Annotated in this window: 23 protein-coding genes, 1 tRNA gene and 3 pseudogenes; 14 read left to right on the top strand and 13 right to left on the bottom strand. The window is 69.6% G+C overall.

Annotated elements, in window-relative coordinates; all coding sequences use genetic code 11:
- Window positions 1-121: 121 nt before the first annotated feature.
- Complete coding sequence (locus ABCR83_RS13830; RefSeq protein ID WP_462695253.1) at window positions 122-1,006, bottom strand: MBL fold metallo-hydrolase; 885 nt, start codon at window positions 1,004-1,006, stop codon at window positions 122-124.
- 112 nt (window positions 1,007-1,118) lie between these two features.
- Between ABCR83_RS13830 and ABCR83_RS13825 the strand changes: the two genes are divergently transcribed.
- From ABCR83_RS13825 to ABCR83_RS13810, 4 genes and pseudogenes are all read left to right on the top strand, one after another.
- Window positions 1,119-1,544 (top strand): MarR family winged helix-turn-helix transcriptional regulator, encoded by a 426-nt coding sequence (locus tag ABCR83_RS13825; protein WP_462695252.1) that lies wholly within the window; start codon window positions 1,119-1,121, stop codon window positions 1,542-1,544.
- A 378-nt stretch (window positions 1,545-1,922) separates the two neighbouring features.
- Window positions 1,923-3,224: a radical SAM protein gene (locus ABCR83_RS13820; protein ID WP_462695251.1), complete on the top strand. Its 1,302-nt coding sequence runs from the start codon at window positions 1,923-1,925 to the stop codon at window positions 3,222-3,224.
- Window positions 3,225-3,341: 117 nt separating this feature from the next.
- Window positions 3,342-4,280, top strand: coding sequence for an ATP-binding cassette domain-containing protein (locus tag ABCR83_RS13815; protein ID WP_462695250.1), 939 nt, complete (start codon window positions 3,342-3,344; stop codon window positions 4,278-4,280).
- 35 nt (window positions 4,281-4,315) lie between these two features.
- Window positions 4,316-4,621 (top strand): annotated as a pseudogene (locus ABCR83_RS13810) (ABC transporter permease); the annotation flags it as partial.
- A 99-nt stretch (window positions 4,622-4,720) separates the two neighbouring features.
- On the opposite strand, the pseudogene ABCR83_RS13805 reads toward ABCR83_RS13810, so the two are convergent.
- Window positions 4,721-4,855, bottom strand: a pseudogene (locus ABCR83_RS13805) (BTAD domain-containing putative transcriptional regulator); the annotation flags it as partial.
- Between the two features lie 116 nt (window positions 4,856-4,971).
- Window positions 4,972-5,121, bottom strand: a pseudogene (locus tag ABCR83_RS13800) (SARP family transcriptional regulator); the annotation flags it as partial.
- Here ABCR83_RS13800 and ABCR83_RS13795 point away from each other — a divergent pair.
- Window positions 5,056-5,265 carry a hypothetical protein gene (locus tag ABCR83_RS13795; RefSeq protein ID WP_462695262.1) on the top strand — a complete coding sequence of 70 codons (210 nt, stop codon included), beginning with the start codon at window positions 5,056-5,058 and terminating at the stop codon, window positions 5,263-5,265. The pseudogene ABCR83_RS13800 and the gene ABCR83_RS13795 sit on opposite strands and share 66 nt — an antisense overlap.
- 224 nt (window positions 5,266-5,489) lie before the next feature.
- On the opposite strand, the gene ABCR83_RS13790 is transcribed toward ABCR83_RS13795, so the two are convergent.
- Both ABCR83_RS13790 and ABCR83_RS13785 read right to left on the bottom strand, forming a co-directional pair.
- Window positions 5,490-5,563 (bottom strand) — tRNA-Pro (locus tag ABCR83_RS13790).
- Window positions 5,564-5,636: 73 nt separating this feature from the next.
- On the bottom strand, window positions 5,637-6,563 hold the full coding sequence (locus ABCR83_RS13785) for a metallophosphoesterase (RefSeq protein ID WP_462695249.1): 927 nt from the start codon (window positions 6,561-6,563) through the stop codon (window positions 5,637-5,639).
- Between the two features lie 119 nt (window positions 6,564-6,682).
- On the opposite strand from ABCR83_RS13785, the gene ABCR83_RS13780 reads away from it, so the two are divergent.
- Window positions 6,683-7,147 carry a GatB/YqeY domain-containing protein gene (locus ABCR83_RS13780; RefSeq protein WP_462695248.1) on the top strand — a complete coding sequence of 155 codons (465 nt, stop codon included), beginning with the start codon at window positions 6,683-6,685 and terminating at the stop codon, window positions 7,145-7,147.
- A 70-nt stretch (window positions 7,148-7,217) separates the two neighbouring features.
- Here the strand turns inward: ABCR83_RS13780 and ABCR83_RS13775 are convergent, their stop codons facing one another.
- A complete protein-coding gene (locus ABCR83_RS13775) occupies window positions 7,218-9,350 on the bottom strand; it encodes a transglycosylase domain-containing protein (protein WP_462695247.1) in 2,133 nt (710 codons plus the stop codon).
- Between the two features lie 385 nt (window positions 9,351-9,735).
- On the opposite strand from ABCR83_RS13775, the gene ABCR83_RS13770 reads away from it, so the two are divergent.
- Window positions 9,736-10,071 (top strand): WhiB family transcriptional regulator, encoded by a 336-nt coding sequence (locus ABCR83_RS13770; RefSeq protein WP_462695246.1) that lies wholly within the window; start codon window positions 9,736-9,738, stop codon window positions 10,069-10,071.
- Between the two features lie 21 nt (window positions 10,072-10,092).
- Here ABCR83_RS13770 and ABCR83_RS13765 read toward each other — a convergent pair whose 3' ends face one another.
- Both ABCR83_RS13765 and ABCR83_RS13760 read right to left on the bottom strand, forming a co-directional pair.
- Window positions 10,093-11,646, bottom strand: a complete 1,554-nt coding sequence (locus ABCR83_RS13765) for an ArsA family ATPase (RefSeq protein WP_462695245.1) — start codon at window positions 11,644-11,646, stop codon at window positions 10,093-10,095.
- A complete protein-coding gene (locus ABCR83_RS13760) occupies window positions 11,634-12,626 on the bottom strand; it encodes an ArsA family ATPase (protein WP_462695244.1) in 993 nt (330 codons plus the stop codon). Before ABCR83_RS13760 ends, ABCR83_RS13765 begins: the two co-directional genes overlap by 13 nt.
- Window positions 12,627-12,697: 71 nt before the next feature.
- Between ABCR83_RS13760 and ABCR83_RS13755 the strand changes: the two genes are divergently transcribed.
- The 4 genes from ABCR83_RS13755 to ABCR83_RS13740 all read left to right on the top strand — a co-directional run bounded on the left by ABCR83_RS13755 (window position 12,698) and on the right by ABCR83_RS13740 (window position 15,141).
- Entirely contained in the window at window positions 12,698-12,859 is a 162-nt protein-coding gene (locus ABCR83_RS13755; RefSeq protein WP_462695243.1) for a DUF4177 domain-containing protein, read from the top strand.
- Window positions 12,856-13,320, top strand: coding sequence for a RidA family protein (locus ABCR83_RS13750; protein ID WP_462695242.1), 465 nt, complete (start codon window positions 12,856-12,858; stop codon window positions 13,318-13,320). The genes ABCR83_RS13755 and ABCR83_RS13750 overlap by 4 nt, the downstream gene beginning before the upstream one ends.
- Before the next feature lie 64 nt (window positions 13,321-13,384).
- Window positions 13,385-14,305 (top strand): NUDIX hydrolase, encoded by a 921-nt coding sequence (locus ABCR83_RS13745; protein WP_462695241.1) that lies wholly within the window; start codon window positions 13,385-13,387, stop codon window positions 14,303-14,305.
- Window positions 14,302-15,141: an MBL fold metallo-hydrolase gene (locus ABCR83_RS13740; RefSeq protein ID WP_462695240.1), complete on the top strand. Its 840-nt coding sequence runs from the start codon at window positions 14,302-14,304 to the stop codon at window positions 15,139-15,141. Before ABCR83_RS13745 ends, ABCR83_RS13740 begins: the two co-directional genes overlap by 4 nt.
- A 118-nt stretch (window positions 15,142-15,259) precedes the next feature.
- On the opposite strand, the gene ABCR83_RS13735 is transcribed toward ABCR83_RS13740, so the two are convergent.
- Entirely contained in the window at window positions 15,260-15,934 is a 675-nt protein-coding gene (locus tag ABCR83_RS13735) for a Crp/Fnr family transcriptional regulator (protein WP_363130200.1), read from the bottom strand.
- Between the two features lie 226 nt (window positions 15,935-16,160).
- Between ABCR83_RS13735 and nth the strand changes: the two genes are divergently transcribed.
- The 3 genes from nth to ABCR83_RS13720 all read left to right on the top strand — a co-directional run bounded on the left by nth (window position 16,161) and on the right by ABCR83_RS13720 (window position 19,116).
- Entirely contained in the window at window positions 16,161-17,105 is a 945-nt protein-coding gene (gene nth, locus ABCR83_RS13730; RefSeq protein ID WP_462695239.1) for an endonuclease III, read from the top strand.
- A 46-nt stretch (window positions 17,106-17,151) separates the two neighbouring features.
- Window positions 17,152-17,835, top strand: coding sequence for an NUDIX hydrolase (locus ABCR83_RS13725; RefSeq protein ID WP_462695238.1), 684 nt, complete (start codon window positions 17,152-17,154; stop codon window positions 17,833-17,835).
- Between the two features lie 81 nt (window positions 17,836-17,916).
- The gene (locus ABCR83_RS13720) at window positions 17,917-19,116 is read left to right on the top strand and encodes a MarP family serine protease (protein WP_462695237.1); all 1,200 of its coding nucleotides are present in this window, start codon (window positions 17,917-17,919) and stop codon (window positions 19,114-19,116) included.
- A 46-nt stretch (window positions 19,117-19,162) separates the two neighbouring features.
- On the opposite strand, the gene ABCR83_RS13715 is transcribed toward ABCR83_RS13720, so the two are convergent.
- The 4 genes from ABCR83_RS13715 to nhaA all read right to left on the bottom strand — a co-directional run bounded on the left by ABCR83_RS13715 (window position 19,163) and on the right by nhaA (window position 22,472).
- Window positions 19,163-19,372 (bottom strand): hypothetical protein, encoded by a 210-nt coding sequence (locus tag ABCR83_RS13715; protein ID WP_462695236.1) that lies wholly within the window; start codon window positions 19,370-19,372, stop codon window positions 19,163-19,165.
- A 136-nt stretch (window positions 19,373-19,508) separates the two neighbouring features.
- Window positions 19,509-20,507: an alpha/beta fold hydrolase gene (locus tag ABCR83_RS13710; RefSeq protein ID WP_462695235.1), complete on the bottom strand. Its 999-nt coding sequence runs from the start codon at window positions 20,505-20,507 to the stop codon at window positions 19,509-19,511.
- A complete protein-coding gene (locus ABCR83_RS13705) occupies window positions 20,504-20,962 on the bottom strand; it encodes a phage holin family protein (RefSeq protein ID WP_462695234.1) in 459 nt (152 codons plus the stop codon). Before ABCR83_RS13705 ends, ABCR83_RS13710 begins: the two co-directional genes overlap by 4 nt.
- A gap of 112 nt (window positions 20,963-21,074) precedes the next feature.
- Window positions 21,075-22,472 (bottom strand): Na+/H+ antiporter NhaA, encoded by a 1,398-nt coding sequence (gene nhaA, locus ABCR83_RS13700; protein ID WP_462695233.1) that lies wholly within the window; start codon window positions 22,470-22,472, stop codon window positions 21,075-21,077.
- Between the last annotated feature and the right edge of the window lie 102 nt (window positions 22,473-22,574).

Genomic DNA, 22,574 nt, shown 5'->3' with positions numbered 1-22,574 from the left:
CTCGACGAGGGCCACGCCGCCGCCGGTCAATACCTGCGCTCGATCATCGGCGAGGACCGCCGCCTCGACGCCCCGGGGTGGTGGCCCGGCTCCAGGGCATTTCGCCGTGTGCCCGTCCGCGTCATGCGGGCAGCGGCTGCCAGACGTGGCCGGTGCCCTCCCGGCGGGCGCGCCCGAACACCACATCGGCGAAGTGGACGCCAAAGCCGATCGTGTCGGGGTCCTCCAGCTCCGTGACGAGACGGCGCCGGAAGTCGGCCGACAGCTCGGGGTCGTGGTCGGAAGCGGCCGACCACTCCGGATGCCCGATCTGGACGGGCGAGTGCAGGGCGTCACCGAAGGCGATCAGCCGCTGCCCGCCCGAGGAGATGACATAGGCCGCGTGCCCTGCCGTATGCCCCGGTGTGAGCAGCACCCGAACCCCGGGGAATACCTCCTCGCCGTCGGTCACGGTGCGGACCTGGGGTGCCAGCGCCGCGAGCATCTCCTTGGTGGTGCCGTGTTCCTCGACGAGGTGGCGCTGCGACCACTCGGGTTCGGTCACCAGATAGTCGGCATGGGCGAACACGGGCCGCTCACCGCCCGGTTCGGGCTGCCATGCCCACCCGAGATGGTCGATGTGCAGATGGGTGAACGCCACCGCCTCGATCGCCTCCGGACGGCGCCCGAGTGCGGCCAGGTTGCCCGGCAACGCGCCTCCCCGGAGGGCGCCATGAGCGTTGCCCGGTTCTGCCGGGACCGCCGCCGGGCCGAATCCCGCGTCGATCAGCAGCGCCCGCTCCCCGTGCTCCACCAGGAGTCCGCCGATGCTCGCCACCAGGTGCCCGGATGCGTCGAGGTACTCGGGGTGGGCCGCCCACACCTCGTCGGTGGTGTCCGGAAACCAGCCACGCGGCCTCAACTGCGCGTCCCCGTCCGGCACATAAGTCACCTTCAGCTCGCCGAGCCGCAGCGACCGCACCCCGGAGGGCCGTCGCAGCCGCTCATCCCGTGCAGAGTCCGTCATGTCCCGCCCCTTCGTCCTTCGTCTCGGAGTCGTACGGCAGGACTCTAAGCTTCTAACTTGAATAGTTCAAGTTAGAGATATGTTGGCTTGATGCAGTTGTTAGCCTTGACCCATGACCACCCGGGAAGTCCACGCCATCGCCGAACGCGAGCTCTGCGGGCTGGTGGCCGGCCTGGCCCGCCGGATCGACGACCATGTGCGCGAGCGCGCGACCGGGCTCGGACTCACCGGTGCCCAGGCGACCGCCCTGCGCGAGCTCACCGGGCCGATGACGATGAAGGAACTCGCGGACCGCATGAGCTGCGAGCCCTCCAACGCCACCTTTGTTGTCGACAAGCTCGAGAAGCAGGGCCTGATCGAGCGCCACGCCCACCCCACCGACCGCAGGGCGAAGCAACTGGTCCTCACCGCGGAGGGCACCGCGCTGCGCGAGCGCCTGCTGGAACTCCTCATCCAGGAATCTCCTCTGGCGGGGCTGACGCATGAGCAGCAAGGCACTCTGCGGGACCTGCTCGACCAGGCCGTCACCCACCGCTGAGACGGCCCGGGCATTCCGGTCTTCTAAGCGGGCCCGGCGAAATCAGGTGCGGTTCGGCAGCGCCCAAGGGGCGCGGGGAACTGCGCGACCAGCCACGACGCACCCGCAGATGACGTACCGGACTTCCAGCGAAGCGCTTAGGGCTTTCTGCCGACGAAGACCCCGACCGGAGACCGATCCCCCCGTGGGCCCCCCCGGCTACTGTGGCGATCAAGCGTGGTCACCGAGCGGAGGGCGCCCGCGCCTGCGACTCTCGCCGGCTTCGTCGTCGATGCCCCCATCCATTGATGAAGCCGGCGAGAACAACAAGGCACAACAGAGCACAACAGAGCACAACAGAGCACAACTCTCAGCGACTGGACCGGAGGAACTCCGCAGATGCTCAGCCGTACCGACCTGGTCGAGGGACTCATGACGCGCTTCCCGCAGGTACCGCGGGAAGCCGTGATCAAGGAAGACCTGCTGCGCGGAGGCATCGCCTTCGACGATTCCGCGCTCAGTGACAACGAGTCGGGAGAGGTCAAGCCGAAGTCGTACTTCATCTTCTCCTTCGACCACCGCACGCTGCCCGAGCTGGGGGCTGCCGCGCTGCGCCGCCCACCGGAGGAGATCGTGCTCACCGGCGGTCCTTATGAACTGCGCCGCACGGTCGTATCGGTGCGGGTGAACCCGTCCTCCCCGTACCGGGTGGCGAGCGGCGACGACGGAATGCTCGGCCTCTACCTGGACGGGACACGGATCGCGGAGGTGGGGCTGCCCCCGATGCCGGAGTACTACCGCCACACGCTGGCCAACGGCAAGTCGGTGATGGAGGTCGCCCCGACCATCCAGTGGGGTTACCTCGTCTATCTCACCGTCTTCCGGGTCTGCCAGTACTTCGGTGCCAAGCAGGAGTGCCAGTACTGCGACATCAACCACAACTGGCGCCAGCACAAGGCCGCCGGACGCCCGTACACCGGGGTCAAGCCGGTCGAGGAGGTCCTCGAGGCGCTGGAGATCATCGACCGGTATGACACCGCCAAGGCGTCGACCGCCTACACCCTGACCGGCGGGGCGATCACCTCGCGGGTCGGCGGGCGCGACGAGGCGGACTTCTACGGGCAGTACGCCAAGGCCATCGAGAAGCGCTTCCCCGGTCGGTGGATCGGCAAGGTCGTCGCCCAGGCGCTGCCCAAGGAGGACGTCCAGCGCTTCCATGACTACGGTGTACGGATCTACCACCCCAACTACGAGGTGTGGGACCGCCGGTTGTTCGAGCTGTACTGCCCCGGCAAGGAGCAGCACATCGGCCGTGCCGAATGGCACCGCCGCATCCTGGACTCCGCTGAGGTCTTCGGCGCCCGACAGGTGATCCCCAACTTTGTCGCGGGGGTGGAAATGGCCGAGCCCTTCGGCTTCACCGAGGTCGGCGAGGCCATCGACTCCACCGTGGAAGGCCTGCGGTTCTTTATGTCGCACGGCATCACACCGCGCTTCACCACCTGGTGTCCCGAGCCCACCACCCCGCTGGGCAAGGCCAATCCACAGGGCGCGCCGCTGGAATACCACATCCGGTTGCTGGAGGCCTATCGGGCAACGATGGAGGAGTACGGGCTGAGCTCCCCGCCCGGCTATGGTCCGGCCGGGCCGGGGCGGGCGGTCTTCTCGGTGAGCTCCTTCATGGACAGCCTGCCCGCCTGATCACGCACGTGCCGGAGCCTTGGCCGCCAACGGCTCCGGCTGCGGTGGAACGCCGTGTCAGTGGCCGTGTCAGGGGTGTGACAGGCGGGTGGCAGGCCCGGTGGGGACGGTGGGGGCATGAAAAGTTCGGCAATCGCAGTTTCCGGGCTGCGCAAGGCATATGGCGACAAAGTCGTGCTCGACGGCATTGACTTCGATGTCGCCGCGGGTTCGGTTTTCTCCATGCTCGGCCCGAACGGGGCGGGCAAGACGACGACGGTGAACGTCCTGACGACGTTGCTGAAAGCCGACGCCGGTACGGCGCGCGTCGCCGGGCACGACGTGGTGACCGCGACCAAGGAGGTGCGCGCGGCCATCGGCGTGACCGGTCAGTTCGCCGCGGTGGACGAGCTGCTGTCGGGCCGGGAGAACCTGCAGCTGATAGCGGACCTGAAGCGCGTGCGCTCCGGTGACAAGATGGTCAAGCGGCTGCTGGAGCGGTTCGACCTGGCGGAGTCGGCGGACCAGAGGGCATCGACCTACTCCGGCGGTATGCGCCGGAAGCTGGACCTGGCGATGACGCTGGTCGGCAACCCGCAGATCATCTTCCTGGACGAGCCGACGACGGGTCTTGACCCGCGCAGCAGGCGCACGATGTGGGGGATCGTCAGCGAGTTGGTGGCCGACGGCACCACCATCTTCCTCACCACCCAGTACCTGGACGAGGCCGACGAACTCGCCGACCGCATCGCGGTGCTGAGCGGCGGCACGATCGTCGCCGAAGGGAGTGCCGACGAGCTGAAGCGGCTCATCCCCGGCGGGTATGTGCGGCTGCGGTTCACCGACCCGGCCGCGTACACGTCCGCCGCCGTGACGCTGCGCGAGGTCACCATGGACGACGAGACGCTGTCGCTGCAGATCCCGAGCGACGGCAGCCAGCGCGAGCTGCGCGCCATCCTCGACTGGCTGGACTCGGTCGGCATCGAGGCGGACGAGCTGACCGTGCACACCCCCGACCTCGACGAGGTCTTCCTCGCGCTGACCGAGCGCACGAGCGCGGAGGCGGTGGCCAAGTGAGCAGTGTCTCGACGCCGTTCGGCGACGTGGCGATCATGCTGCGCCGCAACTTCAAGCACACGGCCCGGAATCCGGTCACGGTGTTCAATGCGATTCTGCTTCCCATCGTGTTGATGCTCATGTTCGTCTACGTGTTCGGTGGCGCCTTCAAAGTCCATGGCAAATACGTCGATTACGCGGTACCGGGCCTGCTCGTGATGGCCATCACCTACGGGTTGGGCCCAACCTCGGCGGCCGTGAACGACGACATGACGAAGGGCATCATCAACCGGTTCAAGACCATGGATGTCTCGCACGGCGCCGTGCTGGTCGGCCATGTCGTCTCCACGACGGTGCGCAGTCTGATCTCCTGTGCGGCCATCATCGGAGTTGGCTTCGCGATGGGATTCCGTCCGCATGCGAGCTTCCTCCAGACCGCGCCCGAGGGTGACCTCCGCGTCGACCCGCTCCTCCGTGGCGGTCAGGCGCAACCCCTCCAGCCGGACGACCGCGGCGTCGAACGCGGCGCTGTCCAGACCGACGTCCTGCATGGCCGTACCGCGCCACAGCTCAAGGGCCTCGCGCAGCAGCCGCACCCGCCGAGGAGGCGTTCGAACAGCACGGCGTCGACGGCGTCGGGCTCCACCGTCAACCGGTAGCCGTCCGTCCGCCCCTCGACCACCCCGTCCGGCAGTGCCTTCCGCAGCCGGGAAACCAAGCGCTGCAGGGCATTCGTCGCATCGGCGGGCGGGCGCTCCCCCCAGATCCAGTCGACGAGCGACGCCTTCGGGACCGCGTGACCCGGCTTGAGCGCGAGGGCTATCAGCAGTCCGCGCAGCCGGGCGCCCGGTACGTCGGCCAAGCTGCCGTCGTCCGTGCGAACCTCGAATGGGCCCAGCATTCCGATCTGCACCCGCTGATTTTGCCGTGGGCGTTCGACAGGCATCCAGTTGCTGACGCGCTGCGGGATATTGCCGCGGTAACGGCCCCTGAGCAGGCGCGCTGACCAGCCCAGGCAGCCCGCCTGGTGATATCGCCCGTCCCCAACCTCACGGGTCAGTACACCTATGTCACGGCGCCATCGACCGGGCCGACGCCTGCCGGCTCCCGATCGTCTCCGTCCGGGAAAGATTCCAAGATCTTCTCCCAGATTTCTCCCAAACGATCTCCGAGATACAGGAAGGGCCCGATCCTCACTGAGGATCAGGCCCTTGACCTGCTGCAATCAAGTCGGGGTGGCGGGATTTGAACCCACGACCTCTTCGTCCCGAACGAAGCGCGCTGCCAAGCTGCGCTACACCCCGCTGCAACGAGGTTTACTTTAGCCGACCGAAGCCCGGAGGCGAAATCCGGTTTCGGGGCGGGAGCGGACGGGGTTCAGTCGCGCGCCATGAGCGTGAGCAGGGTGGCTTCGGGCGGGCAGGCGAAGCGGACGGGGGTGTAGCGGTTCGTCCCGCAGCCTGCGGAGACGTGCAGGTAGGAGCGGTGGCCGCCGGCACGGTGGGCGGACAGGCCCTTGACCCGCCGGGCGTCGATGTCGCAGTTGGTGACCAGCGCGCCGTAGAAGGGGATGCAGAGCTGGCCGCCATGGGTGTGGCCCGCGAGGATCAGGGGGTAGCGGTCGGCAGTGAAGGCGTCGAGCACCCGCAGGTAGGGGGCGTGGACGACGGCGAGCGAGAAATCCGCGCCCTCGTCGGGCCCGCCCGCCACCTGTGCGTAGCGGTCGCGCTTGATGTGCGGGTCGTCGAGGCCGGTGAGCGCGATCTCCCTGCCGTCGATCTTGAGGCTGCCACGGGCATTGGTGAGGTTGACCCAGCCCGCCTTGTCGAACTCGTCGCGCAGTTCCTCCCAGGGGTTGTGGATCGCGCCGACGACCGGGGCGTTGCCGTTGAGCCCATGGCGCCCGGTGGTCTTCTCCAGCAGATAGCGGGCGGGGTTGCGCGGCCTGGGTCCGTAGTAGTCGTTCGAGCCGAAGACATAGGCGCCGGGGAACCGCATCAGCGGGCCGAGCGCGTCGAGCGTCTCGGGTACGCCGGCCGGGTCGGAGAGGTTGTCGCCGGTATTGATGACGAAGTCGGGGCGCAGCCCGGCGAGCGACTGCAGCCAGCGCTGCTTCTTGCGCTGTCCGCTCACCATGTGGATGTCGGAGACCTGCAGGACCCGCAGCGGCCGCATGCCGGGCGGCAGCACGGGCACGGTGACCCGCCGCAGCCGGAAGGAGCGGACCTCGAAGCCTGCGGCGTAGGCGATGCCTGCCGCGGCGGCTGCGGTGATTCCCAGGGGTACTCCGTATTGCGCGCGCATACCGCCATGGTCGCAGACCATGGGAGGAGTCCGGTCATGGGCCGGAAGGGATGCGGGAGTTGGCGGGCGGGGCTGGTTAATGCGGAGCGCGGGCGGGGACGGGATGCGAAGATTGCGGCATGACCACGCTCAAGGCCAAGCTCCAGGGCGACCTCACCGTCGCCATCAAGGCGCGCGACGAGCTGCGCTCCGCCACGCTCCGTCTCACCCTCTCCGCGATCGCCTACGAGGAGACCGCGGGCAAGTCCGCCCGTGAGCTCTCCGACGACGAGGTGCTGAAGGTGATCACCCGCGAGGCGAAGAAGCGCCGTGAGGCCGCGGAGGCCTTCGAGAAGGGCGGCCGGGCCGATTCGGCGGAGCGGGAGCGTGCGGAGGGCGAGGTGCTCGCCGGCTATCTGCCGAAGCAGCTGTCGGGCGAGGAGCTGGCCGCGATCGTGGCGCAGGCGGTCGAGGAGGCCAAGGCCGGTGGCGCCGAGGGCCCGCGCGCGATGGGGGCGGTCATGAAGATCGTCAACCCCAAGGTGGCGGGCCGGGCCGAGGGCGGCCGGGTGGCCGCCGAGGTCAAGCGGCTGCTGGCGGGCTAGCGCTGATGGCCGAGGGCCCGCCAGGACCGGTCAGGTCCTGGCGGGCCCTTTTTGTCAGCGGGCCCTTTTGTCAGTGGCCTCCAGGCTTGGTGCCGTGTCGGCGGGTGTTTCCGTGGCCGCTCTTGTCGGAGCCGCCTGAGCCGCCGGAGTCGATGCCGGGGACCGTGTCGAAGGCCGGTGAGTCCTTGCCGTCCAGCGCGCCGTTCATGGCATCGCGCCAGATGGGGCCGGGGGTGTCGGCACCGTAGACCTTGTCGTGGTAGGTGCCGCCGATGGTGATGTCCACCATGGGGACGTTGCCCCCGGGGCCGCCGACCCAGACCGCGCCCGCCATGTTGGGGGTGTAACCGACGAACCAGGCGGCATTGCGGTGGTCGGTCGTACCGGTCTTGCCCGCGCTGTCGCGGCCGTCGAGCCCGGCCTGCTTGCCCGTGCCGTCCTCGACCACGCCCTTCAGCAGGGTGTTGATGGTATCGGCGGTCTGCTCGGACATCGCCTGTGAGCAGGCCGTCTTCGGTACGTTCAGGCTCTTGCCGTTGGGGCCGGTGGCGGAGGTGATGAAGACGGGGGTGCAGTACTTGCCGCGGTTGGCGAAGGCCGCGTAGGCGGAGGCCATGCTCAGCGGGGAGTAGCCCTGGGAACCGCCGAGGGCCATGGCAGGCCACTCCTGGATCTCCTTGCCGTCGGCGGGCTTCAGCCCCACCTTCTGGGCCATCTTCACCGCCGGGCACATGCCCATGTCACCGAGCAGCTGGACGAAGTAGGTGTTGACCGACTTGGCGGTCGCCTCCTGCATCCCATACGGACCGGACTCGCTGCGGTTCTCGTTGGTGAGCGATTCCGAGCCGGTGTTCTTCCAGGTGCCGCTGCACTTCTCGACCTCGTCCGGATACGGCATCTCGAAGGGCGAGGAGTAGACCTGGTTCGGCGACTTGCCCTCCTCCAGCGCCGCCGCCGCGATGATCGGCTTGAAGGTGGAGCCGGGCTGGAAGCCGTTGGAGCCGCCCTGGGCGTGGTTCGAGGACAGATTGATCTCAGTCTGGTTCTTGCCGAAGCCGTACGGCCGCGACTGCCCCATGCCGAGCACCTTGCCCGTGCCGGGCTCGACGATCGACACCGCGGTGGCCACCGAGTCGCTCTGGTAGACGTGGTCGCTGATCGACTTCTGGACGGACTTCTGGGTCTGCGGGTCGAGGGTGGTGTGGATGGTCATCCCGCCCTCGTTCCACCGCTTGGTCCGGGCCTCCTTGGTCTTGCCGAAGGCCGGGTCCTGCAGGAAGACCTCGCGGACGTAGTTACAGAAGAAGCCCGCGCCGCTGACGGCGGTGATGCAGCCGCTCTTCGGGCGGCTGACGTTCAGCTTGACCGGTTTGTCCTGCTCGGCCTTGGCCTCGGCGGGGGTGATGTTCTTGAGCTCGGCCATCCGCTGCAGCACTATGTTCCGCCGCTTGGTGGCCTCCTTCGGGGCGTTCACCGGGTCGAAGCGGCTCGGCGACTGGACTATGCCGGCCAGCAGCGCGGACTCGCCGAGGGTGAGGTCCTTGGCGTGCTTGCTGAAGTAGCGCTGGGAGGCGGCCTCGACGCCATAGGCCTGCTGCCCGAAGAAGGTGATGTTCAGGTAGTTGGCGAGGATCCGCTCCTTGCCGAGCTCCTTCTCGACCTGAATGGCGTACTTCAGTTCCTTGACCTTGCGGCCGATGGTCTGCTGCTGGGCGGCGGCGACCTTCTCCGGGTCGTCGCCCGCCTCCTCGACGAAGACGTTCTTGACGTACTGCTGGGTGAGGGTGGAGGCGCCCTCGGAGACGCCCCCGGACCGGGCGTTCCGGTTGAGCGCGCGGAGCACGCCCTTGAGGTCGACCGCTCCGTGCTCGTAGAAGCGCGCGTCCTCGATGGAGACGAGTGCCTTCTGCATATACGGCGAGATCTGGCTCAGCGGTACGACCGTGCGGTCGCGCGAGTAGACCTTCGCTATCTCGCCACCCTCGGCGTCGAGGATGGTGGTGCGCTGGCTCAGCGGCGGCGTCTTCATATTGGCCGGGAGCTCGTCGAAGCCCTCGACCGACCCCTTGGCCGCCAGCCCGAAAGCGCCGATGCCCGGCAGGGCCAGACCTGCCAGCACCACTCCGGAGAGCACGCTGACGCCTAGGAACTTGGCGGTCTGCCGGGCCCTGGAAGACCCCCCGCCCGAGCGCTTCATAGCCATGAAGGAAAGCCTACGTTCTCATTCGGCGGACAGACGCCCGTGTGTTCGCCTACGCTGTTTTACGCCAGTCACTGCGGTTTCATTTGGTCTCACCCCTGTCCTCACTCTTGTGGGTGATGAGGTGTGTCCGCATTGCCGTTTGTGTCATTGACTGCCCACTGCGAGAAGGGTCAATTGCCCTTGTTTGCAGTGAGAAGTCGCTGATGTCGTCAGCTCACTCCGTTGGGTGATCTGCCGCGTACGCATAGTCCGTTCGGGCCATTCAAGATTGGGCCCGAAGGGGGTGTTGCCCCCTGTCCGCCTTCCGTAACGTCCTCAACTGGCAACGGTGAATATGCCGCTGCCGCCGTGGGGGAGCCTCGATTCGGGAGAGGACGGCGCCAGCATGGGCTGGGTAACCGACTGGAGTGCGCAGGCCGCCTGCCGCACGACCGATCCGGATGAACTATTCGTTCAGGGCGCAGCACAGAACAGGGCCAAAGCGGTCTGCACCGGCTGCCCGGTGCGCACCGAGTGCCTGGCCGATGCGTTGGACAACCGCGTCGAGTTCGGCGTGTGGGGCGGGATGACCGAGCGCGAGCGGCGGGCGCTGCTGCGCCGGCGGCCGACGGTCACCTCATGGCGCAGGCTGCTGGAGACGGCCCGTACGGAGTACGAGCGCGGCGTCGGCCTCCTGCCGCTGGGCGACGAGGAGTACGACGAGTACGCGGCCGTGGGCTAGCCGTCGCTCGGCCCGCCCGGTCTACTCGACCGCGTCCACGGTGACGGCCGAGGGCCGCCCGGGCAGGGGTGCGGGACCGACGGATCTCCGGTCTGCCTGGTCGGCGAGGCGTTCGCCGATGGCTCGCAGTCCCTCGAGGTCATGCACATCACCGGGGAGCGCGGCCACCTCCGCCACCGGTACTTCGGGGTGCAGAGCGGTGAAGCGGTCGCGTGTGCGCCGCTCGCGCGCGAGTACCCGCATCCGCTCGGCATGCAGCCGCAGCAGCCCCGCGGCGATCCGCCCGGCGGGAATGCTCCCGGCAGCATTGCCGGAATCCGAACTGCCGGAATCCGAACTGCCGGAGCCCGGCGTCGGCGAGGACCCGGATGCCGCGGAGTCTGCGGGCACCGTGGAGACTCCCGGGGCAGTGATTCCCAAGGATGTGGGCTGGGGGAAGCCGCTCTCGAGAGGGGATGCGTCGGCGGGAGGGACGGTGCCAGGGCCATCAGTGGTACGTGACCCAGCCTGCCCGCTGTCACGATCGACAATGCCGGTACCGGCAAGATTTTCTGTGTATTGCTCCGCCGGGTACTGCGCCGCCCCGCCCGCCGGAGGCTCCCCCGGGAAGCCCGGCCCTTCGGACGCGTCCGCCAGCGCCTCGGCCGCCGCCAGCGCCCGTTCCGCCGAGAGCCGCGCGGCGCCGCTGCCGTGCACCCGGTTGAGTACCAGCCCGGCCAGCGGCATCCGCTCGGCGGCCAGCCGCTCGACGAAGTACGCGGCCTCGCGCAGCGCGTCCCGCTCCGGGGCGGCCACCACCAGGAACGCCGTGCCGGGCGCCTGCAGCAGCCGGTAGGTGGCATCGGCCCGGGTACGGAAGCCACCGAACATCGTGTCCATCGCGGCCACGAAGGTCTGTACGTCGCGCAGCAGTTGCGCCCCCATCAGTTTGTTCAGGGGGCCGCTCATCATCGACATGCCGACGCCCAGGAACTTCATCCCGGCCCGGCCGCCTATCTTCGCCGGTGCCATCAGCACCTTGATGAGCTTCCCGTCCAGGAATGAACCCAGCCGCCCCGGCGCGTCCAGGAAGTCCAGCGCGGAGCGGCTGGGCGGGGTGTCCACCACGATCAGGTCCCACTCGTCGCGGGCCCGGAGCTGGCCGAGCTTCTCCATGGCCATGTACTCCTGGGTGCCCGCGAAGCCCGCCGACAGGGACTGGTAGAAGGGGTTCTCCAGGATGGCCCGGGCGCGCTCCCGGTCGGCGTGCGCCTCGACGATCTCGTCGAAGGTCCGCTTCATGTCCAGCATCATGGCGTGCAGTTCACCGCCGGCCGAGCCGTCGATGCCGGGTACCCGGCGGGGCACATTGTCGAGTTCGTCGATCCCCATCGACTGCGCCAGTCTGCGGGCCGGGTCGATGGTGAGCACGACGACCCGGCGGCCGCGCTCCGCCGCCCGCAGGCCAAGGGCCGCCGCCGTCGTGGTCTTGCCGACGCCGCCCGAGCCGCAGCACACCACGATCCGGGTCCGCGGGTTGTCCAGGACGGGGTCGATGTCGAGAGCTGCCGCCGTGTCGAGACTCACTGGGACCATCCTTGCTTCCGCAGTTCGCGTGCCATCCGGTAGAGCCCTGCCAAGTCCACGCCGTCGCCCAGCAGTTCCAGCTCATAGGTGGGCAGGCCGAGCCCGGCGATCCCGGAGCGGCCGAGGTGCTCCAGCGCGAGCCGCTCGGTGTGCTCACGGGCCTGTTCCAGCAGCGGCTCGACCAGCGGTCCGGCCGTCCCCACGCGCCGGGTGCCGCCGGGCGCGGTCCGCTCCAGCGCGGCCGCGAGGGCCTTGGCCACCGCGGCCCGGCGGTCGCCCGCGGCCGCCTCGACGGCCTCCCGGCCGAGGATCCCGGGGCGCACCATGTTGATGACGACACCCCCCACCGGAAGTTTCGCGGCCCGCAGTTCGGCTATGCCGTCCACCGTCTCCTGGACCGGCATCTCCTCCAGCAGCGTCACCAAGTGCACTGCGGTCTCAGGGGACTTGAGCACCCGCATCACGGCCTGCGCCTGATTGTGGATCGGGCCGATCCGGGCCAGCCCGGCCACCTCGTCGTTGACGTTGAGGAAGCGGGTGATCCGGCCGGTGGGCGGGGCGTCCATGACGACGTGGTCGTAGACGAACCGGCCGGTACGGTCCTTGCGGCGCACCGCTTCGCACGCCTTGCCGGTCAGCAGCACATCGCGCAGGCCGGGGGCGATGGTCGTGGCGAAGTCGATTGCGCCGAGCTTCTTCAGGGCCCGCCCGGCGCTGCCGAGCTTGTAGAACATCTGGAGGTAGTCGAGCAGGGCCCGCTCGGCGTCGATGGCCAGCGCGTACACCTCGCCACCGCCGGGCGCGACGGCGATCTTCCGTTCCTCGTAGGGCAGGGATTCCGTCTCGAAGAGCTGCGCGATGCCCTGTCTGCCCTCGACCTCGACCAGCAGCGCCCGCTTGCCTTCGGCCGCGAGGGCGAGGGCGAGGGACGCGGCCACGGTGGTCTTGCCGGTACCGCCCTTGCCACTGACGACATGGAGCCTGCTCATGGTGCGGAGCCTAACCAGTCGTCGCGCGGGCTACGCACGGGGCTGTCAGTGGCAGGCATTACAGTCGGCCCATGACCAAGTGGGAATACGCCACTGTGCCGCTTCTGGTGCACGCGACCAAGCAGATTCTGGACACCTGGGGCGAGGACGGCTGGGAGCTCGTCCAGGTGGTTCCGGGCCCCAACAACCCTGAGCAGCTTGTTGCTTATCTCAAGAGGGAGAAGACCGGATGAGTGCCGTCGAGGCCCGGCTGGCCGAGCTCGGACTGTCGCTGCCCGACGTCGTGCCGCCGCTGGCCGCGTACCAGCCGGCCGTCCGCAGTGGCGCCTATGTCCACACCTCCGGCCAGCTCCCCATGGTCAAGGGCTCCGTCCCGGCGACCGGCAAGGTTGGCGCCGAGGTCAGCCCCGAGCAGGCCAAGGAGCTGGCGGGCATCTGCGCGCTCAACGCCCTGGCCGCCGTGAAGTCGGTCATCGGCGACCTGGACAAGATCGTCCGAGTGGTGAAGGTCGTGGGCTTCGTCGCCTCCGCTCCGGACTTCACCGGTCAGCCCGCGGTCCTCAACGGCGCCAGCGAGCTGCTGGGCGAGGTGCTCGGCGAGAAGGGCGTGCACGCGCGCTCCGCCGTGGGTGTCGCGGTGCTGCCGCTGGACACGCCGGTCGAGGTCGAGATGCAGGTCGAGGTCGCTGACTGACCGGATGGGCCCGAGTCCCCGTCATCCCCTCGAACAATCACCCGTGCGCGCATAGCATCCGGTCATGTCGACGACCAACGGCCAGTGGTATCCACCGGAGTGGCCGGACCGGATCAGGGCGCTCGCGCACGGGAAGCTCGAGCCGGTGACGCCGCGCCGGGCCGCGACCGTCCTCCTGCTGCGCTCCGGCACCGGCGGCCTCACCGTGCATATGCTGCGCAGACGCGCCTCCATGGCCTTCGCCGGGGGCGCGTACGCCTATCCGGGCGGGTCCGTCGACCCGTGCGACGAGCGCGATGTGCCGTGGTCCGGGCCCTCGCCCCAGGAGTGGGCGGACCGGCTCGGGGTGGGTCCGGCCGCCGCACAGGCCATCGTCTGCGCCGCCGTCCGGGAAACCTTCGAGGAGGCGGGTGTGCTGCTCGCGGGCCCGGCGCCGGACACGGTCGTCGCGGACACCACCGGGGCGGAGTGGGAGGCGGACCGGGCCGCGCTCGTCGGCCATGAGCTGGCGTTCGGCGATTTCCTGGAGCGACGCGGGCTGCTGCTGCGCAGCGATCTCCTGGGCGCCTGGGCGCGCTGGATCACCCCGGAGTTCGAGCCGCGCCGCTATGACACCTGGTTCTTCGCCGCCGCGCTCCCCACCGGCCAGCGCACCTTCGCCCAAGGGCCTCCGCCGGGTTCCGGTCCAGGGGGGACCCGCATGGTCTCCACCGAGGCGGACCGCTCGGTGTGGACCACTCCGGCCGGGGCCATCGCCGGTTATGAGCGGGGGGAGCTGCTGATGATGCCGCCGACCATTGCCACGCTGCGGTCCCTGCAGCCGTACGGGAGCGTGGCCCAGGCGCTGGCCGCGGCGGGTGAGCAGGATCTCACCCCGGTACTCGCCCGAGCGCGGCTCGTCGGGGACGAGATCGTGCTGAGCTGGCCCGGACACGATGAATTCACCAAGCACCTGTCCTCGGGATCCTCGGGAGCCGATGCATGACATACGCAGCCGAACTGCCGGGCCGGCCACGCGAAGGAGCCGTCGGTGGCCCTGCCACCGCCCGCGCGACCTGCGTTCTCGCGCCCAACCCGTCCGCGATGACGCTGGACGGCACCAACACTTGGATCGTCTCGGAACCGGACTCCGACCTCGCCGTCGTCATCGACCCGGGACCGCTGGACGAGACCCACCTGCGGGCCGTCATCGCCACCGCGGAGTCGGCGGGCAAGCGGGTCGCCCTCACCCTCCTCACCCATGGCCACCTCGACCACTCGGGGGGCGCGGCGCGCTTCGCCGAGCTGACGGGCACGCCCGTACGGGCCGTGGATCCGGCGCTGCGCTCCGGCGGTGGGGGGCTGGGCGCCGGAGACGTGATCACCACCGGCGGTCTGGAGCTCCGGGTGATCGTCACTCCCGGGCACACCGCCGACTCGGTGTGCTTCCACCTGCCGGCGGACCGGGCGGTGTTCACCGGCGACACGGTGCTGGGCCGGGGCACCACCGTGGTCGCCCACCCCGACGGCCGTCTGGGTGACTACCTCGACTCGCTGCGGCAGCTGCGCTCGTTGGCCGTTGACCCGGAGGCCGACGGTGCGGAGACGGTCCTGCCCGCCCATGGGCCGGTGCTGGACGATGCCCGGGGGGCGGTCGAGTACTACCTCGCCCACCGGGCCAAGCGGCTGGCTCAGGTCGAGACGGCAGTCGAGCAGGGGCACCGGACCCCCGCCGAGGTCGTCGCCCAGGTCTATGCGGACGTGGACCGCGCGCTCTGGCCCGCGGCGGAACTGTCGGTGCGGGCCCAGCTGGATTACCTGGCCGAGCATGGGCTGGTCTAGGGCCCGCACCGACCCATCGGGCACCCCCTAGGAGGTGCCCGAGGAGCCGGTGAATCCGACGGTGCCCCGCCGCGGCAGGCCATGGCGGGGCACTCGGGAGGCGCCGGGCGCCGGTGCGTCAGCGGGAGCGCTTGGCGAGCCGCTCCACGTCCAGCAGGATCACGGCGCGGGCCTCCAGCCGGAGCCAGCCGCGCCCCGCGAAGTCCGCGAGCGCCTTGTTGACGGTCTCCCGGGAGGCGCCGACGAGCTGGGCGAGCTCCTCCTGGGTGAGGTCGTGCACCACATGGATGCCCTCTTCGGACTGCACGCCGAAGCGGCGCGACAGGTCCAGCAGTGCCTTGGCGACCCGGCCGGGCACATCGGAGAAGACCAGGTCCGACATCGAGTCATTGGTGCGGCGCAGCCGGCGGGCGACGGCGCGCAGCAGCGCGGTGGCCACCTCGGGGCGGGCGTTGAGCCACGGCTGGAGGTCGCCGTGCCCGAGGCCGAGCAGCTTGACCTCGGTGAGCGCGCTGGCGGTGGCGGTGCGCGGCCCGGGGTCGAAGAGGGACAGCTCGCCGATGAGCTCGCCGGGGCCCAGGACGGCCAGCATGTTCTCGCGGCCGTCGGGGGAGGTGCGGTGGAGCTTCACCTTGCCCTCGGTCACCACGTAGAGCCGGTCGCCCGGGTCGCCTTCGTGGAACAGGGCGTCGCCCCTCGCGAGAGTGACCTCGCCCATGGAGGCGCGCAGCTCAGCGGCCTGCTCGTCATCGAGCGCCGCGAAAAGCGGGGCGCGCCGCAGAACGTCGTCCACGAGTTCTCTCCTTGTCGACATGCACAGAGGACCGTGGTCCCCATGATGCCCGTCGGTAAAACTGTGTGATCAAACACAAGTGTGGCGCATCGTCGCCCGAAGCCCTACGGCAGGGGTCCGATTGGGCAGTGCTTTTCCTGCGTCCGAGGCGAATGTCAGTGCAGGGCTCTAGTCTGGCCGGGTGTCCAATACGCCGGTGAGAGCTCAGGGCAAGGGGGCCGGAAGGGTGACTTCGGCTGGTAATTCCGCTGTGGGCGAACGTTCCGCAGCGAAAAAGACAAAAGCCGCAAGTGGCGCAAAATCGCCGAGCAAGCGAGCGGCATCGGCGAAAGCCGCCGCAAAGGCAAAGACCGCAAAGGTGAAGACCACAAAGGCGCAGACCGCCGTGCAGAAGCCCGCGGTGGCGTCCGAGTCCCGCACCGCGCTCGTCCGCCGGGCCCGCCGCATCAACCGTGAGCTCGCCGAGGTCTATCCGTACGCCCATCCGGAGCTCGACTTCGAGAACCCCTTCCAGCTCCTGGTCGCCACGGTGCTGTCCGCCCAGACCACGGACCTGCGGGTCAACCAGACCACCCCCGCCCTCTTCGCCGCCTATCCCACGCCGGAGGACCTGGCCGCCGCCGACCCCGAGGCGCTGGAGCAGCTGATCCGGCCGACGGGCTTCTTCCGGGCCAAGGCGAAGTCCCTGCTCGGCCTCTCCGCCGCCCTTGGGGACCGCTTCGGCGGGGAGGTGCCGGGCCGCATCGAGGATCTGGTCACCCTCCCCGGCGTCGGCCGCAAGACCGCCAATGTGGTGCTGGGCAACGCCTATGGCGTCCCCGGTCTGACCGTTGACACCCACTTCCAGCGGCTGGTCCGGCGCTGGAAGTGGACCGACCAGCAGGACCCGGAGAAGATCGAGGCGGAGGTCGGCGACCTCTTCCCCAAGAGCGAGTGGACCATGCTCTCGCACCGCATCATCTTCCACGGCCGCCGCATCTGCCACGCCCGCAAGCCCGCCTGCGGCGCCTGTCCGATCGCCCCGCTCTGCCCGTCCTACGGCGAGGGCGAGACGGACCCGGAGAAGGCGAAGAAGCTGCTGAAGTACGAGAAGGGCGGCCTGCCGGGCCAGCGGCTCAAACCGCCGCCGGACTACCCGGGCCTGCCTGCCCGCCCGCTGGGAGCCGAGTGACCGAGTCGGCAGCGCCGATGACAACCGGGGAAGTCGAGGAAGAGGCATGACGAGCACGTACGGCCGGCAAGTCACCGTCACCACCGAAGGGCTGCCCGAGTGGCTCCAACCGGTGGCCCGCGGCCTGGAGACCGTCGAGCCCGCGCAGTTGAGCCGCTTCCTGCCACCGGAGACCGGCGGGCGCCAGTCCGCCGTGCTGGTGCTCTTCGGCGACGGGCAGCAGGGCCCGGAGCTGCTGCTCCTGGAGCGGGCCGGGACGCTGCGCTCGCATGCCGGGCAGCCCTCCTTCCCCGGCGGCGCGCTCGACCCGGCGGACGGCTCCGCGGCCGACGGCGGGCTGGTGCGGGCCGCGCTGCGCGAGGCCGAGGAGGAGACCGGCCTCGACCCCTCGGGCGTCCAGGTCTTCGGCGTGCTGCCGCAGCTCTACATCCCGGTGAGCGGTTTTGTGGTGACGCCCGTGCTCGGCTGGTGGCGCGAGCCCAGCAGGGTCGGCCCGGTCGACGAGGCCGAGACGGCCCGGGTGTTCACCGTCCCGGTCGCCGAGCTGACCGACCCCGAGAACCGCGCCACCGCGGTTCACCCGAGCGGTCACACGGGCCCGGCCTTCCGCGTCAAGTCGGCGTTGGTCTGGGGGTTCACGGCGGGGGTGATCGACCGCATCCTGCACCACGCGGGCTGGGAGCGGCCCTGGGATCCGGAGCGGAGCGTCCTGCTGGACCGGCGCGCCTGACGGACGTGAGACGGTGGCCTACGCGCCACCCCGCTCCGAGGCCACGACCCCGCCGACAACCGCAATGCGAGGCAACTTCCGGTGAACGTGCTGGACATCGTGCTGCTGATCGCCGCCGTGTGGTTCGCGGTCATCGGCTATCGCCAGGGGTTCGTCGTCGGGGTGCTGTCGGTCATCGGATTCCTGGGCGGCGGTCTGGTCGCGGTCTATGCGCTGCCCGTCATCTGGCACGGCGCGGCGGGCGAGGCGGCACCGGGCACTCTCGCGGCCGTCGCCGCCGTGGTCATCGTCATCGTCTGCGCCTCGGTGGGCCAGGCCGCCACCACCCACCTCGGCAACAAGGTGCGTCGCCACATCACTTGGTCCCCGGCGCGGGCGGTGGACGCCACGGGCGGCGCCCTGGTCAATGTCGTCGCGATGCTGCTCGTCGCCTGGCTGATCGGCTCCGCCCTCGCCGGTACCTCCCTGCCGACGCTCGGCAAGGAGGTGCGCGGCTCCAGGGTGCTGCTCGGGGTGGCCCGGGTGGTTCCGGCGCAGGCCAACACCTGGTTCGCGGACTTCAGTACGGCCCTCGCGCAGAACGGCTTCCCGCAGGTCTTTGCGCCGTTCTCCGCCGAACCCATCACCTCGGTGCCCGCGCCCGACCCCGAGCTCGCGGGCAGCCCCGTCGCGGCGGCCGCGCGGCGCAGCATCGTCAAGGTCGTGGGCAATGCGCCCGGTTGCGGCAAGGTCCTGGAGGGCAGCGGCTTTGTCTTCGCGCCTCACCGGGTGATGACCAACGCCCATGTCGTCGGCGGGGTACCCGAGCCGACCGTGCAGGTCGGCGGGGAAGGACGGCTCCTCGAGGCCAGGGTCGTCCGTTACGACTGGAAGCGCGACATCGCCGTCCTCGACGTTCCCTCGCTCAAGGCGCCCGCGCTGTCCTTCGCCGAGGCCGACGCGGAGAGCGGCAACAGCGCCATCGTCGCCGGCTTCCCGGAGAACGGTTCCTACGATGTGCGGTCCGCTCGCATCCGCAGCCGGGTCCAGGCCAATGGCCCGGACATCTACCACCGCGGCAATGTCCGCCGCGATGTGTACTCCCTCTATGCGACCGTCCGGCAGGGCAACTCAGGGGGCCCACTGCTCACTCCGGAGGGGCAGGTCTACGGCATGGTCTTCGCCAAGTCTCTCGACGACGCCGACACCGGGTACGCCCTCACCGCCGACGAGGTGCGCGAGGACGTGATGAGCGGCCGTACGGTCATGGAGCGGGTCGACACCCAAGGCTGTGCGCTCTGACCGGACCGGGCACTTCGCTCCGGGCCGGGGCGAAGCCGGGCGGACGTTACCGGCTGCGAGGGTGGCGCAGCCGCGCTGATACCCAGCGTGCGCGGCGCCGAATGATGCGGGGAATGCCGATCCGGGGATCCGGCCCGGCTTCCGGCCGGAGACTGCTGCTCCCGCCCCTTGCGGATGTCTCTGCCACAGCCGACGCGGCGTCATCTTCGACGCCGTGCTGCCGAGTCAGGTCGCGATAGTCGTGCGTCCAGCCCATACCGAGGTCTGTGCCCGGGCCCGAAGGTCGGTAATCGCCTACGGGTCACGCAGTTGGCCTATGCAAGAGGCAATTGGCCGTTCGGCAAACACGCATTCGCAATGCGGCCATGTGTGGCTACTCGGTCGGGGTGTGGCTACCGGTCGGGTTCGGTGTCCTGGAGCCAGTTGACGAGCTCCGCTGAAAACGCCCCCGGATCCTCCTCGTGCGGGAAGTGTCCGAGCCCGTCGAAGAGCCGCCAGCGGTAGGGGGCCTCCACATACTCCCCGGAGCCTGCCGCGCTGCGGGTGCGCATCACCGGATCGAGCGAACCGTGCAGATGGAGCGTGGGCACGCGCACCGGGCGCTTCATACGGCGGTTGAACTGGATGCCGTCCGGACGCGCCATCGACCGGACCATCCACCGGTATGGCTCGATCGAGCAGTGGGCCGTCGAGGGGATCGACATCGCCCGCCGGTAGACCTCGACGTCCTCGTCGTCCGGCAGCCGGGGGCCCGACCAGTCCCGGATCAGCCGCCCCACCAGCAACGCGTCGTCCGCGAGCAGCTTGCGTTCCGGCAACCACGGCCGCTGGAAGCCCCAGATGTACGACCCCGCTGCGCTCTGCTGTAGGTCGGTGAGCATCGCGGACCGCCAGCGGCGCGGGTGCGGCATCGAGGACACCACGAGTCGGCGCACCAGCTTGGGTCGCATCACCGCGGCCGTCCAGGCCAGATATCCGCCGAGGTCATGGCCGACCAGTGCCGCGTCCGGCTCGCCGAGGGAACGGATCACACCGGTGATGTCCAGGGCAAGGTTCGCCGGATCGTAGCCCCGCGGCGTACGGTCGCTGCCGCCGACCCCGCGCAGATCCATGGCCACGGCCCGGAAGCCCGCCTCCGCCAGCGCCGGCAGCTGATGGCGCCAGGTCCACCAGAACTGCGGAAAGCCGTGCAACAGCAGCACCAACGGCCCCTCGCCCATCTCGGCGATATGGAACCGGGCCCCGTTCGCCGCGACTTCCCGATGGGTCCAGGGACCGCCGGGGCGTACGACCGCCGTGGGGGACCCGACGGGGCCGGTCGGCACGGCCGGTCCGGCGGGCGTGACGGGATCGGGAGACGCGGGCGCTGCGGAGGTATCGGGCACCGTCATACGGACGAGCGTGTCACAGATGCGTCCATCTGGCTCGCGTCGGCCGAAGGACGTGGGTGCGGCTTGACGGTGCCCAGGACGGCCGCCGTCTCCTTTGCCGAGGCAATGCTCATCTCGGGCTTGCTGATCTTCTTGAACTTGCGTACTGCCAGCAGCCCCAAGAGGCCTGCTACCAGTAGAAACGCGCCACCCGTGATCAGGAAGGACCAGGCGAGCCCCAGGCCGAGGTTGTGGATCCCATAGGCCGCGGCGAAGCTCAGCACCGGCAGCGAGAAGAGCGCCAGCGTGCCTGCCGCCGCGATCGCGCCGCCGCCCACGCCGAGTCGCCGGGCGTCTTCCCGCAGCTCGGCCTTGGCCAGCGCGATCTCGTCGTGCACCAGTGCGGACAGCTCGGTGGTCGCCGTCGCCACCAGCTGGCCGAGGCTGCGGTTGGTGCCGTCGTCGGCTGTGCTCATCGGCTGCTCCCTCATCGTCATCGGCTTCGCCATCTGCGAATCTTCGGCGGGCTCCATCAAAGGTTGCCCAAGAGTCGTCCGCTGGCCTTCAGCGGATGTGAAGACTCTCAGATCATGCCGGACCATCCTCGTCGGTGGTGCGGCCGGAGGCGACTTCCGCCAGCCGTCGGTGCTCGGCCGCCTTCGCCTCGTGGATCGCGGCCATTCGCAGGTGGTAGTCGGGATTGTCCTGCTCGTAGACGTCCGGGATGCCGTCCTGGTCCTCGTCCAGGTCTTCCGCCGCACAAAGCTTCTTGTACATGTTGTCGCGCAGCTTGAGCAGGATGCTCGCGAGGACGGCGGCCATCAGCGAACCGACCAGTACGGCCGCCTTGATCTCGTCGCCGAGGACCGGACTGCTGCCGAAGGCGAGCTCGCCGATCAGCAGGGACACGGTGAAGCCGATGCCGGCCAGCGAGGCGACGGCGAGGACATCCGGCCATTTGAGGTCCGGATTCAGCTTCGCCCTGGTGAAGCGTGCCGCGAGCCAGGTGCCGCCGAAGACGCCGATCGCCTTGCCGAGGACCAGGCCGAGTACGACACCCAGAGTCTCGGGCCTCCGGAAAATGTCGGAGAGCGCTCCTCCGGAGATGGCGACGCCCGCGGAGAAGAGGGCGAACAGCGGCACCGCCAGACCTGCCGACAGGGGGCGTACGACGTGCTCGATGTGCTCACCTGGGGAGTGCCGTTCGTCGTCGTGCCGGGTGCACCGCAGCATCAGGCCCATGGCGACGCCCGCGATGGTGGCATGGACCCCGCTGTTGTACATCAGCGCCCAGTTGACGATGGCCAGCGGCACATAGATGTACCAGCCGCGGACGCCCTTCCGCAGCAGTAGCCAGAAGACCGCCAGACCCAGCACGGCGAAGCCGAGGGCGGCGAAGTTGAGCTTCGAGGTGAAGAAGATCGCGATGATCAGGATCGCGAAGAGGTCGTCGACGACGGCGAGGGTCAACAGGAAGGCGCGCAGCGCCGACGGCAGGGCCGTGCCGATGACCGCGAGCACGGCGAGGGCGAAGGCGATGTCGGTGGCGGTGGGCACGGCCCAGCCGCGCAGTGAGCCGCCGCCGACCGAGGCGACCGAGAAGTAGACGAGGGCGGGCACGGCCATGCCGCAGATCGCCGCCACCACCGGGAGGATCGCCGCCTTGGGGTCGCGCAGCTCGCCCGCGACCAGCTCGCGCTTGAGCTCGATGCCGGCGACGAAGAAGAACACGGCCAGCAGCCCGTCGGCGGCCCAGTGCTGGACCGAGAGGTGGAGCCCCAGGGAGCCGGGGCCGAAGTGGGCGTCCCGTATCGCCGCATAGCTGTCGCGTAGTGGGGTGTTTGCCCAGATCAGCGCCGCCACGGCGGCAACGAGAAGAAGCACGCCGCCGACGGTTTCGGTACGCAGAGCGTCCGCGAGGAAGGTGCGTTCGGGCAGCGGCAGCCGGCCAAGGAAGACGGAACGACGGTTCTTGGGCGCGGCCACGGTGGGGACCTCCTGGGGGTCGACTGGAACACGTGGGTACACGTGTGCTGAGTGCCGACCAGACTTCCCGGCGCGCCTGTGATTCTTGTCGAGATTTCTACG

Source organism: Streptomyces xingningensis (assembly GCF_054957865.1).
Note: the sequence above shows the minus strand (reverse complement) of the source record. Positions and strands in the feature narration are given on the sequence as shown.

Coding starts and splice junctions, on each gene's coding strand:
- ABCR83_RS13830 (WP_462695253.1), bottom strand. CDS start 1,006: ATGACGGACTCTGCACGGGATGAGCGGCTGCGACGGCCCTCCGGGGTG.
- ABCR83_RS13825 (WP_462695252.1), top strand. CDS start 1,119: ATGACCACCCGGGAAGTCCACGCCATCGCCGAACGCGAGCTCTGCGGG.
- ABCR83_RS13820 (WP_462695251.1), top strand. CDS start 1,923: ATGCTCAGCCGTACCGACCTGGTCGAGGGACTCATGACGCGCTTCCCG.
- ABCR83_RS13815 (WP_462695250.1), top strand. CDS start 3,342: ATGAAAAGTTCGGCAATCGCAGTTTCCGGGCTGCGCAAGGCATATGGC.
- ABCR83_RS13785 (WP_462695249.1), bottom strand. CDS start 6,563: ATGCGCGCGCAATACGGAGTACCCCTGGGAATCACCGCAGCCGCCGCG.
- ABCR83_RS13780 (WP_462695248.1), top strand. CDS start 6,683: ATGACCACGCTCAAGGCCAAGCTCCAGGGCGACCTCACCGTCGCCATC.
- ABCR83_RS13775 (WP_462695247.1), bottom strand. CDS start 9,350: ATGGCTATGAAGCGCTCGGGCGGGGGGTCTTCCAGGGCCCGGCAGACC.
- ABCR83_RS13770 (WP_462695246.1), top strand. CDS start 9,736: ATGGGCTGGGTAACCGACTGGAGTGCGCAGGCCGCCTGCCGCACGACC.
- ABCR83_RS13765 (WP_462695245.1), bottom strand. CDS start 11,646: ATGGTCCCAGTGAGTCTCGACACGGCGGCAGCTCTCGACATCGACCCC.
- ABCR83_RS13760 (WP_462695244.1), bottom strand. CDS start 12,626: ATGAGCAGGCTCCATGTCGTCAGTGGCAAGGGCGGTACCGGCAAGACC.
- ABCR83_RS13755 (WP_462695243.1), top strand. CDS start 12,698: ATGACCAAGTGGGAATACGCCACTGTGCCGCTTCTGGTGCACGCGACC.
- ABCR83_RS13750 (WP_462695242.1), top strand. CDS start 12,856: ATGAGTGCCGTCGAGGCCCGGCTGGCCGAGCTCGGACTGTCGCTGCCC.
- ABCR83_RS13745 (WP_462695241.1), top strand. CDS start 13,385: ATGTCGACGACCAACGGCCAGTGGTATCCACCGGAGTGGCCGGACCGG.
- ABCR83_RS13740 (WP_462695240.1), top strand. CDS start 14,302: ATGACATACGCAGCCGAACTGCCGGGCCGGCCACGCGAAGGAGCCGTC.
- ABCR83_RS13725 (WP_462695238.1), top strand. CDS start 17,152: ATGACGAGCACGTACGGCCGGCAAGTCACCGTCACCACCGAAGGGCTG.
- ABCR83_RS13715 (WP_462695236.1), bottom strand. CDS start 19,372: ATGGGCTGGACGCACGACTATCGCGACCTGACTCGGCAGCACGGCGTC.
- ABCR83_RS13710 (WP_462695235.1), bottom strand. CDS start 20,507: ATGACGGTGCCCGATACCTCCGCAGCGCCCGCGTCTCCCGATCCCGTC.
- ABCR83_RS13705 (WP_462695234.1), bottom strand. CDS start 20,962: ATGAGCACAGCCGACGACGGCACCAACCGCAGCCTCGGCCAGCTGGTG.